This is a genomic window from Methylorubrum sp. GM97, from assembly GCF_024347855.1.
In the GTDB taxonomy this organism is placed as follows: Bacteria; Pseudomonadota; Alphaproteobacteria; order Rhizobiales; family Beijerinckiaceae; genus Methylobacterium; species Methylobacterium extorquens.
Genome location: NZ_AP025942.1, coordinates 2246938 through 2261606, shown reverse-complemented (window position 1 = coordinate 2261606; position 14669 = coordinate 2246938). Strand labels below are relative to the sequence as shown.

Below are 14669 nucleotides of genomic sequence, written 5' to 3'. Positions count from 1 at the left end.
TGAGCGTTTCGACGGGTCGATAAAGACATGCCCTCGGGCCGCAGCGGCCGCCTTAGGGTGAGACCGGATCGGGCAGCGCGAACGCCTTGGCGGAGAGCAGGCGCGTCAGGGTCGCGAGCAGATCGGTCTGGGTGATGATCCCCAGCACGCGCCGGTCGTTGGCGGTGACGACGACCGCATGGGTGTGGCCGTCCGTCAGATCGTTCACCAGCGCAATCACCGGGTCGTCCGGCCCGGTCGTCCTGGCCTCGGACATCACCTGCGCCAGCGCCACCTCGCCGTGCAGCGTCAGCTCGCGCAGACCGATCGTGCCGGCGAGCCGGCCGGCCCGGTCGATGACGGGAAGCGTCCTGATGTTGTGGGCGAGCAGAAGCTCCCGTGCCCGTTCGGCGCTGCTATCGAGCCCGATGGTGACGACGTCGCGTGACATCACCTCACCGCAGGTCAGATCCCCCCGTGCGCGCACGAGTGCGTGGAGTTCGACCTGCCGGAGAAGCCGGTCGAGATCGGCGCGGTCGATGTCCAGCGTCTCGTCCAGCGCGACCAGGGCCGCATCGACATCTTCGGGCCGGAAGCCGACCCGGAGCGGAGCCGGCAAATCCCCCGTCCCATGGGTGTTCACCGGCGTCGCGACCGCGACGTGCGGGTAGTTGCGGCGCGAGAGCTTGTGGAAGCCGATGCCGAGCGCAACGAGAATGACCGAGTTCAGGCCGACCGGGAAAAGCGGGAACAGGAAGCCCGCCGACGTGACGGCCGGGCCGCCGATGAGTGCGGTCAAGGCGGCGGCCCCGCCCGGTGGGTGAAGACACCGGGTCAGCGACATCGCCGCGATCGCAAGGGAAACGCCGACGCCGATCGCAATGACGGGATCGGGAATGAGGTGCGCGGCAAGCACGCCCATGAACGCGGAGATGGTGTTGCCGCCGATGACCGACCAAGGCTGGGCGAGCGGACTGGCGGGCACGGCGAAGATCAGCACCGCCGACGCCCCCATCGGCGCGACGATCAGCGGGATGTGAGGGCCTTCTCCGAAGAACCAGCCGCAGACCAGGCCGGTGAGCGTGATGCCCGCAAGAGCACCCAGGCACGCGATCAGGCGCTCACGCAGGGTCGCGCCGGCCAGAATCGGCCTGAACAGGCGGAATCCGTGCGATCGTTCAGCGCGTTGTTCCGGGCCACCGGGGTTGGGCATCCTCGCGCGTTCCTCGCTTTTCGACCGGTGTCGGCGCTGCCGGTTCCGCAGGCAGGTGCTCCACCTGTCAGCTCGAGGATCTGGTATACCACATACAAGCTGACGGATCGCCACCGGATTTGCAACATGCATAGGCACGTTGCTCTCCGGCAAGGCAGATCGGGCTAAGCTGAACCGTTAAAGGATACGCCGTCGCAGGCCTCCGGCGCCCGAGCCCGGCACGGACACAACCGCATTTGCGGCCACCCGGTTTTTCGTTCATGTAGCGGCACCGCGCGCCGGGCGCGTCCGCGCGCCGATCTGCCACCCGAACGCATCGGGACTTTGAACCTATGGCCACACCGGAATTCGACCTGGGCGACATCAAGCGCCGCATGCAGGGTGCCGTCAGTTCTCTGAGCAAGGATCTGGGATCGCTGCGCACGGGCCGCGCGACGCCGAGCCTGCTCGATCCGATCCAGGTCGAGGCCTACGGCTCCTCGATGCCGATGGCCCAGGTCGCGACCGTCAGCGTGCCGGAGCCGCGGCTTCTCTCGATCTCGGTCTGGGACCGCTCGATGGTCACCAACGTCGAGAAGGCGATCCGCGAATCCGATCTCGGCCTCAACCCGATGACGGAAGGCCAGACCATCCGCCTGCGCATCCCCGAGATGAACGAGCAGCGCCGCAAGGAGATGGTCAAGGTCGCGCACAAGTACACGGAGGAGGCCCGCGTCGCCGTGCGCCACGTGCGCCGCGACGGGCTCGACATCCTCAAGAAGCTCGAGAAGGACGGCGCCATCAGTCAGGACGACGAGAAGCGTCAGGCTGCCGAGGTGCAGAAGGCCACCGACGACGCGATCAACGAGATCGACGGCGTGCTGGCGAGCAAGGAAAAGGAAATCATGCAGGTCTGACACCCGGCCTGCACGGAACGGAGACGGGTGGGGCCGCGCCGAACCGCGGCGGCGAGATGAGGAGGCTGCGTTGGTTCGCTCGGAAGGCGCGCGGCAGATCGGTGAGGCGGCAGGCGCCGCCCCCGGAGGCGCCGGACAGCCAGCGCCGCGCCACGTCGCCATCATCATGGACGGCAACGGCCGCTGGGCGGCAAGCCGGGGCCTGCCCCGTTTCGAGGGGCATCGGCGCGGTGTCGAGGCCGTCCGCCGCGCCGTGCGCTCCGCCATCACCCTCGGCATCGACTATCTCACGATCTACAGCTTCTCCTCCGAGAACTGGCGCCGCCCCCCTCGGAGGTTTCCGAGCTAATGGGCCTGCTCAAGCTGTTCGTCCGCGGTGATCTCGCCGACCTCCACGCCAACAACGTCCGCATTCGGGTGATCGGCGACCGTGCCGACCTCTCGCCGGACATCGCGAGCCTGCTCGACGAGGCGGAGGCGCGCACCCGCGCCAATACCGGGCTGACCCTGGTGGTCGCCTTCAATTACGGTGGGCGCCAGGAAATCCTGCGCGCGGTGCGGCGCATCGCGGCCTCCGTCGCCGAGGGGCGGCTGCGGGTCGACGAGATCGAGCTGCCGACCATCACCGAGGCGCTCGACACCGCCGGCATCCCCGACCCGGACCTCGTGATCCGCACCTCGGGCGAGCAGCGCCTCTCGAACTTCCTGACATGGCAGACGGCTTACGCCGAGTACGTGATCGAGCCAGGCTTCTGGCCGGATTTCGACCACGCCGCGTTCCTCGCCGCCGTCAGCGAGTACCACCGCCGCGACCGCCGCTTCGGCGGCCTCAGCGCCGGAGCCGGCTGATGGCGGGCGACGAAGTGGTTTCCCCGGCCCGGCGTCCGCCCTTCGCCAACCGCGAATTCGGCCTGCGCGTCGCCTCGGCGCTGGTGCTCGGCGCCGTCGTGCTCGGCACGCTCCTCGTCGGCGGCTGGGCCTTTGCCGGCATCTGGCTGATCGCGGGCGTCGTCGGCGCCGCCGAGTGGCTCGCCATGACCCGCTCCGAGCCGCTGCTGCCGCTGCTGGGCCTGACCGGGGCGACGCTGTTCGGCGTGCTCGCCACGGCGCTGCTCGGCGCCCCCGTCTGGGTGCCGGTTCTCCTTCTGCTCGCCGGCAGCCTCGGTCTCTTCGCCCTCGGGCACGGCCCCGGCCGGCGCAAGCCGATCTGGGGCCTGCTCGGCGGTGCCGTGGTCGCCCTGGTGCCGACGCTGCTGCGGATCGACCCCGAGATCGGCATCGTCGGACCGGCCTGGATGTTCGCGGTGGTCTGGTCCACCGACAGCGTCGCCTACTTCACCGGCCGCCTCATCGGCGGGCCGAAGCTGATGCCGCGGGTGAGCCCGAAGAAGACGTGGTCCGGCGCGCTCGGCGGCCTCGCCGCGGGAATCGTCGGCGGAACCGTCACCGTGCTCATCGCCCGCAGCCAGGGTTGGGACGCGCTGCCCGCGGTCTCGCTCCCCCTGGTCGCAGCGCTGAGCGGCCTCGCCTCGATCCTGTCGCAGGGGGGCGACCTCGTTGAGTCCGCCCTCAAGCGGCGCTACGGCGTCAAGGATTCGGGCCGCTCGATCCCCGGCCATGGCGGCGTCATGGACCGGCTCGACGGCTTCTTCGCCGTGGCCGGGCTCGCCGGCCTGTGCCTTGCCGCCCTGCGGCTCCTGAATGCCTGAACGGAACTGATCCCGTGACCCTCACCGTCACCGTCCTCGGCGCCACCGGCTCGATCGGCCGCTCGACCACGGACCTCCTCGCCCAGCATGCGGGCCGCTTCCGCGTCGGCGCCCTCGTCGGCGGCAAGGACGCCGCGGCCCTGGCCAAGCTCGCCCTGGAGATGCGGCCGGATTTCGCCGCGCTCGCCGACGAGAGCGCCGGCCCGGCTTTGGCCGAGGCGCTTGCGGGCTCCGGCATCCCGAACGGGGCCGGCGAGAATGCGGTGCTGGAGGCGGTCGCCCGCGAGGCCGACATCGTCGTCGCGGCGGTCAGCGGCGCGGCGGGCCTGAAACCCACCCACGCCGCACTCCGGCTCGGGCGCACCATCGCGCTCGCCAACAAGGAAAGCCTCGTCTGCGCGGGCGACGCCTTCATGCGCGACGCCAAGCGTTACGGCGCCCGCATCCTGCCGGTGGATTCCGAGCACAACGCGCTGGCCCAGGCCATGGGTGACGGCCGTGTGTCCGACATCGCCAAGATGACGCTGACCGCCTCGGGCGGCCCGTTCCGCACCTGGACCCGCGAGCGCATCGCCGCCGCGACCCCGGCCGAGGCCGCCGCCCACCCGACCTGGTCGATGGGCATGAAGATCAACATCGATTCCGCCTCCCTGATGAACAAGGGGCTGGAGCTGATCGAGGCGCACCACCTCTTCGGCATCGAGGCCGAACGGCTCGACGTGATCGTCCACCCGCAATCGATCGTGCACGGGCTGATCGCGTGGCGCGACGGCGCGGTGACGGCGGGGCTCGCCATGCCCGACATGCGTGTGCCGATCGCCCACTGTCTCGGCCTCGGCGACCGTCTGGAGATCGCCCGCGGGCGGCCGCTCGATCTGGCTGTCACCGGCAGTCTCACCTTCGAGCCGGCCGACGAGGCCCGCTTCCCCTGCCTGCGCGTCGCCCGCGCGGCGCTCGCCGAGGGCGGCGCGGCGCCGACCGTCATGAACGCTGCCAACGAGATCGCGGTCGCCGCCTTCATCCGCGGCGCGATTCCCTTCTACGGCATCGCCGAACTGGTGGAGCGGGCGGTCGAGCACTTCGCCGCCGAGTTCCGCCATGCGCCGGAGGACGTGGAAGAGGCGCTGGCCATCGACGCGCGGGTGCGCGCCTGGAGCCTCGAGGCGGTGCCCGCCGCCCGCGCCGCGGGCTAGGCTGAGAATTAACCTTTACGAAGTGTTGTCGGGGATGGAGAGCCCGGCCCAAGGGGTTGCGCGCGCGAATAGATCTCGCGCTCGAACGTGAGGCATGCGACGATCCGCGACTTGCCGGCCATGGGCTCGCCCTGTCAGGGCGGACGGTTGAGACTGGGATTCGCGCATGACGTGCACGGATCCCATACGTGGGTCGCGGCCTGAAGGATAACGGCCATGGAATTCTTGAGCGGCATGGGCGGCAACGCCGCCGGCTTCTTCGGCGCGGTGATCCCGTTCCTGATCGTGCTGACGATCGTCGTGTTCGTGCACGAAATGGGCCATTTCCTGGTCGGGCGCTGGTGCGGCGTCGGCGTCACCGCCTTCTCCATCGGCTTCGGCCCGGAGATCATCGGCTTCAACGACCGGCGGGGCACCCGCTGGAAGCTCTCGGCGATCCCGCTCGGCGGCTACGTGAAGTTCGTGGGCGATGCCAACGGCGCCAGCGTGCCCGACCCGGAGGCGGTCGCCCGCATGAGCCCGCACGAGCGGGCGGTGAGCTTCCCGACCCAGCCCGTGGCCAAGCGCGCAGCCATCGTCGCCGCCGGCCCCATCGCCAACTTCATCCTGGCCATCGCCGTCTTCGCGGGCGCGATCTATGTCAGCGGCCGCTACGAGACGCCGGCGCGCGTCGAGGCGGTGCAGCCGAACAGCGCCGCCGCGCGGGCGGGCTTCCAGCCCGGCGACGTGATCCGCACGATCGACGGCCAGACGGTCAACACCTTCAACGATATGCAGCGCGTCGTCTCGGCCGCCGCCGGCTCCTCGCTGGCGGTGACCGTCGATCGCGGCGGGCAGGTCCAGACCCTGACCGCCGTGCCGGACATGATCGAGGAGCGCACGCCCTTCGGTCGCCACCGCTTCGGTCGGCTCGGCATCAACGGGCCGAATGCCGGCGCGGCCAAGCTGGTGCATTATGGCCCGTTCGAGTCGCTGAAGCTCGGCGTCCACGAGACCGCCTTCGTGGTGGAGCGGACCTTCGACTACATCGGCAAGCTCGTCACCGGGCGTGAATCCGCCGACCAGCTCTCCGGCCCGATCGGCATCGCCCGGGTCTCGGGTGAGGTGGCGCGCGTCGGCGGCGTCGGCGGACTGATCGGGCTGGTGGCGCTCCTGTCGGTCTCGATCGGGCTGCTCAACCTGTTCCCGATCCCGCTCCTCGATGGGGGGCACCTGATGTTCTACGCCTTCGAGGCGGTGCGCGGCCGCCCCTTGAGCGAGCGGGCGCAGGAGATCGGCTTCCGCATTGGGCTGGCCTTCGTGCTGATGTTGATGCTGTTCGCCGCCTGGAACGACATCCTCAATCTCGGCGCCTCGCTGAGCCAGCGCGGCACCTGATCCGAGCCCTCTTCCCTACCCCTTCCCGACCTTGTATCGACGGCCCGGCGACCCCGCCGGGCCGTTCGCTTTTGCGGTGAATGCCGCCTTACTACGATCAGAACGCGAACCGGAAAGTCGTGCTCGCGATCATATTTACGCCCTATTCACGCTAATCTGAGATCACGTGAAAAGGTGCTTCGTCGTTAAGTGGCGCGAAGGCCACGACCCCTCAAAATCCCGGTATGTCGGACGGCCGCCGCGTTTGCTTCGTGGGGGAATCCCGATACAAGCGTGGCCGGGACCAGAGGGCGGTGAGCCTTAAGGGCGGCTGCCTGCGGGTGCGAACCCGTGCTGAGACAAAAAGAGACGGGCGATTACATGATGTCGATGACGGGAAAGCGCCGGCGAAAGTCGGCGGAGCGTGCCATCGTTCTGGTCGCCACCGCCGCCACCGTGATCCTCGGCGGCGCGGCCGCGCAGGCGCAGCAGATCGTCGTCGAAGGCAACCGCCGGGTCGATTCCGAGACGATCCGCTCCTACGTCACCGGCACTGCCACCGGGTCTCCCGAGGAGGCGCGGCGCAATCTTCTGGCCACCGGCCTCTTCTCCGACGTGCAGGTCTCCGGCCGCGGCGGCACCACCGTGGTGCGCGTGCGTGAGAACAGCGTCGTCGGCCGTGTCTTCTTCGAGGGCAACAAGAAGGTCGAGAAGGCGACGCTCGAGAGCGTCGTCGAGACCAAGGACCGCGGCGCCCTGAGCCCGGCGGTGATCGCCGCCGACGTCGAGCGCATCCGCGACGTCTACAAGCGCTCGGGCCGCGGCACCGCCAAGGTCAGCTACCGCCTCGTCGACCTGCCCAGCGGACGTTCCGACGTCATCTACGCCATCGACGAGGGCGATAAGACCGGCATCCGCGAAATCCACTTCATCGGCAACCAAGCCTATTCGGAATCGACCCTCAAGGGCCTGATGTCCTCCTCGGAGATGAACTTCCTCTCGTTCATCAAGACCTCCGACGTCTACGATCCCGACCGTATCTCCGCCGACCTCGACATCGTGCGCCGGTACTACCTGAAGAACGGCTACGCCGACTTCCGCGTCGTCAACGCCGATGCCCGCTACGTCGAGACCGGCGACGATGCCGGCTGGGTCATCAACGTCACCGTCGAGGAAGGTGAGCAATACACCGTCGGCGCGGTGGCCGTGGACCCGCGCATCGCCGGCATCGACCGCGAGGCACTCGACGGGCAGATCCGCGCCCAGGTCGGCGACGTCTACAACGCCGAGGACGTCGAGAAGACGCTCGTTGGCGTCACCAACGAGGTCAACCGCCAGGGCTACCCCTTCGCCCAGGTGCGCCCCACCGGCCAGCGCGACCGCGCCACCCATCAGGTCGCCCTCGGCTTCGTGGTCGAGGACGGACCGCGCGTCTACGTCGAGCGCATCAACATCCGCGGCAACACCCGGACCCGCGACTACGTCATCCGCCGCGAGCTCGATCTGACCGAGGGCGATGCCTATAACCGCGTGCTGGTCGATCGCGCCGAGCGCCGGCTGAACGGCCTGGGCTTCTTCAAGAAGGTGCGCTTCTCCAACGAGCCGGGCTCCGCCCCGGACCGGGTGGTCGTGAACATCGACGTTGAGGATCAGCCCACGGGTTCGTTCTCGGTGGCCGGCGGCTACTCCACCCAGGACGGCATCATCGGCGAAGTCTCGGTCTCCGAGTCGAACTTCCTCGGCCGCGGCCAGTATGTGCGCCTCGCGGTGCAGGGCGGCCAGTACGCCCGCGGCATCGATTTCTCCTTCACCGAGCCGTACTTCCTCGGCTACCGCCTCGCGGCCGGCTTCGACGCCTTCTACAAGTATTCCGACCTGACCCGTTGGTCGCGCTACGAGACGACCGTCTATGGCGGCCAGCTCCGCCTCGGCCTGCCGATCACCGAGGAATTCGGCGTCACCTTCCGCTACTCGGTCTACAACACCGAGCTGCGGGTGCCGAACACCATCAAGCGGCCCTACAACGACTGCTCGGTGGCGATCCCCGGCTACACGGCCATCAACCCCGCCGGCACGATCGACCCGTCGAGCGGCCGTGACGTCGGTGGCCTCCCGGCCTATCCGAACTGCGCCTTCGACGGCGAGGCCTCGATCGCCCTCAAGGGGCAGCAGGGCAACGTGCTGACCTCGCTCGCGGGCGTCACCCTGGCCTACTCGACGCTGGATAACCTTCAGCGGCCCACGAACGGCTTCTACGGCGAGTTGAAGCCGGATGTGGCCGGCATCGGCGGCGACTCCAAGTTCTTCCGCGTGACGGGTGATGCCCGCTACTACAAGGAACTGTGGGAGGACGTGGTCGGCTTCGTGCGTCTCCAGGGCGGCCACGTCTCGAACCTCGACGATCAGCCGCTGCGCATCACCGACCAGTTCTTCCTCGGCCCGTCGCTGGTCCGCGGCTTCGCCCCGAACGGCCTCGGCCCGCGCGACATCGGCATCGCCGACGCCCGCTCCAACGCCATCGGCGGCACGACCTACTTCGGCGCCACCGTCGAAGTTCAGTTCCCGATCTGGGGTCTGCCGCGGGATCTCGGCCTGAAGGGCGCGCTGTTTGCCGATGCCGGTACGCTGTTCGGCTATGATGGCCGCCGCAACTTCGACGTGAACCGCGACGGCTTCATCAACGGCTTCGCGCCGGGATCGGGCTGCAACTACACGAACTTCGGTGCCGGCGCGATCACGGTCGAGCCCGAATGCGTGAACGTCCGCGACAAGGCGACGATCCGTTCGTCGGTCGGTGCCTCGATCCTGTGGAACTCGCCGCTCGGCCCGATCCGCTTCGACTACGCCTACGCGCTGTCGAAGGACGAGGGTGTCCAGACGGCTCTGGGCAAGGTCGGCAAGGACCAGCTCCAGGCGTTCCGCTTCTCCGGCGGCTCGCGCTTCTGATCCTCGAAGCATTGGCTTGAAAGAGCCGTGCCTGACCGTATCCCGGTCAGGCACGGCTCTTTTGCTTTTGGTGGCACGTCCGCTCCCGTCCGGGCGGATGCCCCTTCCGACGAAGAGCGCTATAGCGGCGCCCAGCTCCCTCCCCTGCCGGCGTCGAACCTCATGTCAGATCCCGTCTTCATCGCGCCGAAAGGCGGCTTGACCCTCGGCAGCGTCGCCGAGGCCTGCGGCGTCCCGCTCCCCGACGGCGCCGACCCGTCGCAGCCGGTGACCGGCGCCGCCCCCCTCGAAACCGCGGGACCGAGCGAACTCGCCTATATGGACAATGCCCGCTACGGCGACGCGCTGGCCACGACGCGAGCGCTGGCCTGCCTCGTCTCGCCGCGCTTCGCTCCCCGCGTGCCGGCCGGCACCATCGCCCTCGTCACCCGCGATCCCTACCGCGCCTATGCCGGACTTCTGGCACGCCTCTACGAGGAGGCGATGCGGCCGGGCTCGCTGTTTGCCGCCGCCGGCGTGTCCCCCGGCGCCCACGTCCACCCGCAGGCGCGGCTGGAGGACGGCGTGCGCATCGATCCCGGCGCCGTCGTCGGCCCCGGCGCCGAGATCGGCGCGGGCACGGTGCTCGGCCCTAACGCGGTGATCGGCCCCAACGTACGGATCGGCCGCGACTGCTCCATCGGCGCGGGCGCGACTCTGACCCATGCGCTCGTCGGCAACCGCGTCATCGTCCATCCCGGCGCCCGGATCGGCCAGGACGGGTTCGGCTTCGCCATTGGCGCGGGCGGCCACATCAAGGTGCCGCAGGTCGGCCGCGTCATCATCCAGGACGATGTCGAAATCGGCGCCAACACCACGATCGACCGGGGCGCCTCCCGCGACACGGTGGTCGGCGAGGGCACCAAGATCGATAACCTCGTGCAGATCGCCCACAACGTGGTGATCGGCCGCCACTGCGTGATCGTTTCCGGCGTCGGCATTTCCGGCTCGACCACGCTGGAGGATTACGTGGTGCTCGGCGGCCAGGTCGGGGTCGTCGGCCACCTGCGCATCGGCATGGGCTCGCAGATCGCCGGCTCCTCCAACGTCAACCGCGACGTGCCGCCGGGCTCGCGCTGGGGCGGCACGCCGGCCAAGCCCGTGCGGACGTGGTTCCGCGAGATGACGACGCTGGCCCGCCTCGCCGAACGCGGGGGCAAGGACGAGGCCGAGGGGTGAGGTTCAGGGCTCTGCCCTGGGACCCGCCAAAGGGCTTGCCCTTTGGGAACCCGTTACGACTCAAGCCGCGAACAGCCTGCGGATCTCGGGTGACGCCGCCCAGTGCTCGATCCGGTGGCAGGTCAGGGTCTCGCGGGGCTGCCGCTGGTAGATCGCGAAGCTTTCCGTGACGAAGGCGTCGAGACCGAGCGTTTCGGGCGGCGCGCCCCGGCGCTGGCGGCGCTTGAAGATCGTGGAGCCCGGCACGCCGTAGAGCATTGCCACTGGCGGATAGACCGGCCAGATCGCGTCGTCCAAAAGTTCATCCGGCGCGTAGGCCTCGACCGCGACCGGCCGCGGCGTGAGCCCGGCCTCGCGCAGCAGCCGCCCGGCGATGTCGCCCAACACGTTCAGGCGCGGATGGTTGATGTTGTGCATGAACAGGCCGCCTCGCGACCAGCGCAGCAGATCGCCCGAGAGATCGAAGCCGATCGCCCGGCTCGACGTGATCAGGTCCGCGGCGGCCAGCCCCCAGGCGTCGAGATAGCCGAGGCGCGTAAACACGTCCTCGCGGAACAGGCCGACGATCTGCTTCTGCGAGAGGCCCTGGAGGAATCCGAACAGGGTGATCGCCGAGTGGTAGCTGCCGAGCGGTGACGGCACCAACGTCACCCGCGCCACCGAGGCGAGGTCGCCGACATAGACCGCGTCCGGGTGGAACGCCGTGAAGACGATCGAGGGGAAGAGACGCATCCGCGGCAGCCGTTCGCGCAGCGCCTCCGAGCCGCCCTCCGGGAAGAAGCCCGTCGGGAAGGGTTGGGAGAAGACGTGGTCGCAATCGCCGAGCGTGGCGGCAAAGGCGTCGAGGCTGCGCTCGCGCCTGCCCAGCGTGCTCATCGGGATCAGCCGCACCCGCGCGCCCGGCGCGAGGATGCGCACGGCCTCCGCCACGCCCTTCGCCTGGCAATTGCCGATCACCGCGACCCGGGGACCGTTCAGACCGGCCTCGTTCGACCCGCGTCGTCCGGTCCACGGGGGAGACACGGCCCCGAGCAGCCGCGACAGTCTGAGGGCCAAGGCGGCGCCTACTCGCGCCGCAGCAGGCGGTCGACGACGACGTCGGACCAGAAACCGGCACGGAAGTTTTGGGTGATCGCCTGCGGATCGTAGCTGTGCTCGACCCAGTCCAGAAAGCTCTGGCCCCGCGCCTCGCCCTCGCGGAGATAGGTCGCGAAGAACGCGTCGAGAATGCCGGTCTTGGCAAAGCGGAAATGGCCGTAGCGCGGCGAGAGCTGGCGCAAGGCCTCCCGCACCGGCCGGCCCTCGTGCAGGATCAGGAACAGGGTCGCGGCAAGGCCCGCCCGGTCCGCCCCCGACTTGCAGTGCATCACCGCGGGGTATTCGAGGCCGGCGAAGAAGTCGCGCGCCGCCAGCAGGGTCTCGCGGGAGGGCGCCTCACGCGAGCGCAGCACGAACTCGACGAGGTTCAGCCCCTGCCGCTCACAGGCCTCGCGCTGGAGGGGCCAGGAGCCGTGCTCACGCCCACCGCGCAGCGACACGATCGTGCGCACGCCCTGGCGCTTGAACCACGCGAGCTGGTGCGGCGTCGGCTGGGCCGAACGCCAGACCAGCCCGGTGCCGATCCGGTGCCGGTTGAGATAGGCGAGACGGAAGATTCCGTGGTCGACCAGCAGCATGTTCGCCCAGGCCTTCGCCCGGGAGACGGAGCCGTCGATCGGCCGCTCGAACTTCGCGATGCGGGCCATGCGCCGCGCGTAGCGGGTCTCGGGAGGAAGGAAACGGTTGAACACGGATTGCTGCGAGAGGCGTGTCGGAGCGTCCCTCTAACAGCCCGCGATTCGGGCGACAACGCACCCCGTTTCAGGCCGTTGCCGAACCGCTCGCTTTGCCGTCATCATGCGGCATCGGCTCGTAATCGGACCACACCATGACGACGACCACGGTGAGCATCCGCCGTGCCCGCGCCGCGGACGCCGCCAGCCTCTCGGCGGTCTTCGACGATGCGTGGCGCGAGGCCTATCAGGGCGTGATTCCAGGGGTCGCCCTGAAGCGCTTCCTGGCCCGGCGCGGGCCGGAGACCTGGCGCGAGATGATCGGCGGCGGGCGCGGATTCGCCGTCATCACCTTCGGCGAGCGGATCGCGGGCTACGCCACTTACGGCCGGGCGCGGGACCGGGCCATGCGGGCGGACGGAGAGATCGACGAACTGTACATCGCCCCGGAATTCCAGGGGCTCGGGCTCGGCACGCGCCTGTTCCGGGCGGTGCGCAACGACCTGATCGACCGCGGGCTCACCCGCATCGGCGTCTGGGCGCTCGCCGACAACGCCCGCGCCTGCGGCTTCTACGAGGGCTTGGGCGGCGTGGCCGGTGCGGAATCGGTGGAGCGCATCTCCGGCTTCTGCCTGCCAAAGGTCGGCTACCTCTTCACCTGATCGCGCCGGGAGCAAAGCATCGTCCCAGATGGAGGTGGGAGCTCCGGAGCGGGCCTCTGCTCAAGGCCGGAATCGGGGCCGGACGGTGCAAACCCGCGTTTTTCGCCACGCGATGGCGGAGGAAACGCAACTTGGCCAGAGGGACGATTTCATTTCCCGCCCGCACAATCTAAGACATCGATCGATGGGTGCGGCGTCGTAAGCTGCCCCCGCACGAGACACCCGCCGGACAGGGCGAAGCGTCCGACGGCCGGATTTCAGAGAGCACAGGCCCATGGACATCAACGCCATCTCGATCGGCAAGAATCCGCCGGACGACGTCAACGTGATCGTCGAAGTGCCGCTCGGCGGCGAACCGATCAAGTACGAGATGGACAAGGACGCCGGCACGCTCGTCGTCGACCGGTTCCTCTACACGCCGATGTTCTATCCGGGCAATTACGGCTTCATCCCGCACACCCTCTCCGGTGACGGCGACCCGTGCGACGTGCTGGTGGCCAACACCCGCGCGATCATCCCGGGCGCGGTCATCAGCGTGCGCCCCGTCGGCGTTCTGGTGATGGAGGATGACGGCGGCGAGGACGAGAAGATCATCGCCGTGCCCTCGCGCAAGCTGACCCAGCGCTACAACCGCGTCGAGAACTACACCGACCTGCCCGATATCACGGTCAGCCAGATCCAGCACTTCTTCGAGCACTACAAGGATCTGGAGCCCGGCAAGTGGGTGAAGGTCGTGCGCTGGGGCGACAAGGCGGAAGCCCATCGCCTGATTCTCGAAGGCATCGAGCGCGCCAAGGCCCAGAAGGTCGGCTGATTCGTTCTTGACGACAGAAGCGGGCCGCAGGCTTACCTGCCGGCCCGACACCGACTTCCCCCTCTCCCCCCAAGCGGGGCGAGGGGATCCTCACCGGAAAACGCCGCTGCCTACGGCACCACGCGGGTCGAGACCGAGGCGCCCGTCAGGATCGCGTTGATCGAACTCGGGGCGTGCACCGAGCCCACCACGATGGTGAGGCGGCTCTCCCGCGCCAGGGCGAAAGCGGCGGTGTCCATCACCTTGAGATCGCGGGCGATGGCCTCGTCGTGGGTGATGCGGTCGTAGCGGATCGCCTCCGGATCGCGCTTCGGATCGGCCGAGTAGACACCGTCCACCTGCGTCGCCTTCAGCACGGCATCGCAGCGCAGCTCCGCCGCGCGCAGGACCGCCGCAGTGTCGGTGGTGAAATACGGATTGCCGGTGCCGCCCGCGAGCACGACGACCTGACCCTTGTCGAGATGGTGCAGCGCCGGCTGGCGGGCATAGGTCTCGCAGATGGTCGGCATGGATACCGCCGACATCGTGCGGGCCTGGACACCCGCGGCATTGAGCGCGGTCTCGATGGCGAGCGAATTCATCACCGTCGCCATCATGCCGAGGGAATCGCCCGTCGCCCGGTCGATCCAGCCGGCCTGGGAGATGCGAGCACCACGGATCAGATTGCCGCCGCCGACCACCACCGCGATCTGGATGCCGCGAGAGATCGTGGCCGCGATGTCCTCGGCCAGGGCTGCCAGCATCGGCGGATGCAGCCAGAAACCGTCGGGGGCGGCCAGGGCCTCCCCGGAGAGTTTGACGAGGACGCGGCGGTAGCTTGTCGTCTCCGACATCGAAGATCCTCGTCGTCTCGGGTTCTGGGCGCCGCGGCTTCTAACAAGACGGGGGGCCGAACGTCGAGGGGCGACGGC

12 protein-coding genes and 1 pseudogene are annotated in these 14669 nt (G+C 69.0%); 9 read left to right on the top strand and 4 right to left on the bottom strand.

All coding sequences use genetic code 11. From position 1 onward, the window contains the following. Positions 1-52: 52 nt before the first annotated feature. Positions 53-1192: an HPP family protein gene (locus tag MSPGM_RS10545; RefSeq protein ID WP_003598056.1), complete on the bottom strand. Its 1140-nt coding sequence runs from the start codon at positions 1190-1192 to the stop codon at positions 53-55. Between the two features lie 332 nt (positions 1193-1524). On the opposite strand from MSPGM_RS10545, the gene frr reads away from it, so the two are divergent. The 7 genes and pseudogenes from frr (at position 1525) to lpxD (ending at position 10510) form a co-directional block, all read left to right on the top strand. Beyond that, positions 1525-2088: a ribosome recycling factor gene (gene frr, locus MSPGM_RS10540; RefSeq protein WP_003598054.1), complete on the top strand. Its 564-nt coding sequence runs from the start codon at positions 1525-1527 to the stop codon at positions 2086-2088. A gap of 70 nt (positions 2089-2158) precedes the next feature. Further along, positions 2159-2937 (top strand): annotated as a pseudogene (locus MSPGM_RS10535) (isoprenyl transferase). Beyond that, positions 2937-3797, top strand: coding sequence for a phosphatidate cytidylyltransferase (locus MSPGM_RS10530; protein ID WP_003598051.1), 861 nt, complete (start codon positions 2937-2939; stop codon positions 3795-3797). The pseudogene MSPGM_RS10535 and the gene MSPGM_RS10530 overlap by 1 nt, the downstream one beginning before the upstream one ends. A 14-nt stretch (positions 3798-3811) precedes the next feature. Then, the gene (dxr, locus tag MSPGM_RS10525) at positions 3812-4990 is read left to right on the top strand and encodes a 1-deoxy-D-xylulose-5-phosphate reductoisomerase (protein WP_003598048.1); all 1179 of its coding nucleotides are present in this window, start codon (positions 3812-3814) and stop codon (positions 4988-4990) included. A 216-nt stretch (positions 4991-5206) separates the two neighbouring features. Further along, entirely contained in the window at positions 5207-6367 is a 1161-nt protein-coding gene (gene rseP / locus MSPGM_RS10520) for an RIP metalloprotease RseP (protein ID WP_003598046.1), read from the top strand. Positions 6368-6727: 360 nt separating this feature from the next. Beyond that, positions 6728-9292, top strand: coding sequence for an outer membrane protein assembly factor BamA (gene bamA / locus MSPGM_RS10515; protein ID WP_003598044.1), 2565 nt, complete (start codon positions 6728-6730; stop codon positions 9290-9292). A gap of 162 nt (positions 9293-9454) precedes the next feature. After that, on the top strand, positions 9455-10510 hold the full coding sequence (gene lpxD, locus MSPGM_RS10510; protein ID WP_261926367.1) for a UDP-3-O-(3-hydroxymyristoyl)glucosamine N-acyltransferase: 1056 nt from the start codon (positions 9455-9457) through the stop codon (positions 10508-10510). A 60-nt stretch (positions 10511-10570) separates the two neighbouring features. Here lpxD and MSPGM_RS10505 read toward each other — a convergent pair whose 3' ends face one another. Both MSPGM_RS10505 and MSPGM_RS10500 read right to left on the bottom strand, forming a co-directional pair. Continuing rightward, on the bottom strand, positions 10571-11566 hold the full coding sequence (locus MSPGM_RS10505) for a WcbI family polysaccharide biosynthesis putative acetyltransferase (protein ID WP_261926366.1): 996 nt from the start codon (positions 11564-11566) through the stop codon (positions 10571-10573). 8 nt (positions 11567-11574) lie between these two features. Further along, a complete protein-coding gene (locus tag MSPGM_RS10500) occupies positions 11575-12300 on the bottom strand; it encodes a fused DSP-PTPase phosphatase/NAD kinase-like protein (protein WP_003598038.1) in 726 nt (241 codons plus the stop codon). Positions 12301-12437: 137 nt separating this feature from the next. On the opposite strand from MSPGM_RS10500, the gene MSPGM_RS10495 reads away from it, so the two are divergent. Further along, the gene (locus tag MSPGM_RS10495) at positions 12438-12944 is read left to right on the top strand and encodes a GNAT family N-acetyltransferase (protein WP_261926365.1); all 507 of its coding nucleotides are present in this window, start codon (positions 12438-12440) and stop codon (positions 12942-12944) included. A gap of 274 nt (positions 12945-13218) precedes the next feature. Then, the gene (gene ppa, locus MSPGM_RS10490; protein ID WP_003598036.1) at positions 13219-13758 is read left to right on the top strand and encodes an inorganic diphosphatase; all 540 of its coding nucleotides are present in this window, start codon (positions 13219-13221) and stop codon (positions 13756-13758) included. Between the two features lie 110 nt (positions 13759-13868). Here ppa and pyrH read toward each other — a convergent pair whose 3' ends face one another. Further along, positions 13869-14591, bottom strand: coding sequence for a UMP kinase (gene pyrH / locus MSPGM_RS10485; RefSeq protein WP_003598035.1), 723 nt, complete (start codon positions 14589-14591; stop codon positions 13869-13871). Positions 14592-14669: the final 78 nt, after the last annotated feature.

What these genes read in the sequence shown, in the direction of transcription:
- ppa (WP_003598036.1), top strand. Translation starts at nt 13,219, where the DNA reads ATGGACATCAACGCCATCTCGATCGGCAAGAATCCGCCGGACGACGTC.
- MSPGM_RS10545 (WP_003598056.1), bottom strand. Translation starts at nt 1,192, where the DNA reads ATGCCCAACCCCGGTGGCCCGGAACAACGCGCTGAACGATCGCACGGA.
- MSPGM_RS10530 (WP_003598051.1), top strand. Translation starts at nt 2,937, where the DNA reads ATGGCGGGCGACGAAGTGGTTTCCCCGGCCCGGCGTCCGCCCTTCGCC.
- pyrH (WP_003598035.1), bottom strand. Translation starts at nt 14,591, where the DNA reads ATGTCGGAGACGACAAGCTACCGCCGCGTCCTCGTCAAACTCTCCGGG.
- MSPGM_RS10495 (WP_261926365.1), top strand. Translation starts at nt 12,438, where the DNA reads ATGACGACGACCACGGTGAGCATCCGCCGTGCCCGCGCCGCGGACGCC.
- frr (WP_003598054.1), top strand. Translation starts at nt 1,525, where the DNA reads ATGGCCACACCGGAATTCGACCTGGGCGACATCAAGCGCCGCATGCAG.
- lpxD (WP_261926367.1), top strand. Translation starts at nt 9,455, where the DNA reads ATGTCAGATCCCGTCTTCATCGCGCCGAAAGGCGGCTTGACCCTCGGC.
- bamA (WP_003598044.1), top strand. Translation starts at nt 6,728, where the DNA reads ATGATGTCGATGACGGGAAAGCGCCGGCGAAAGTCGGCGGAGCGTGCC.
- rseP (WP_003598046.1), top strand. Translation starts at nt 5,207, where the DNA reads ATGGAATTCTTGAGCGGCATGGGCGGCAACGCCGCCGGCTTCTTCGGC.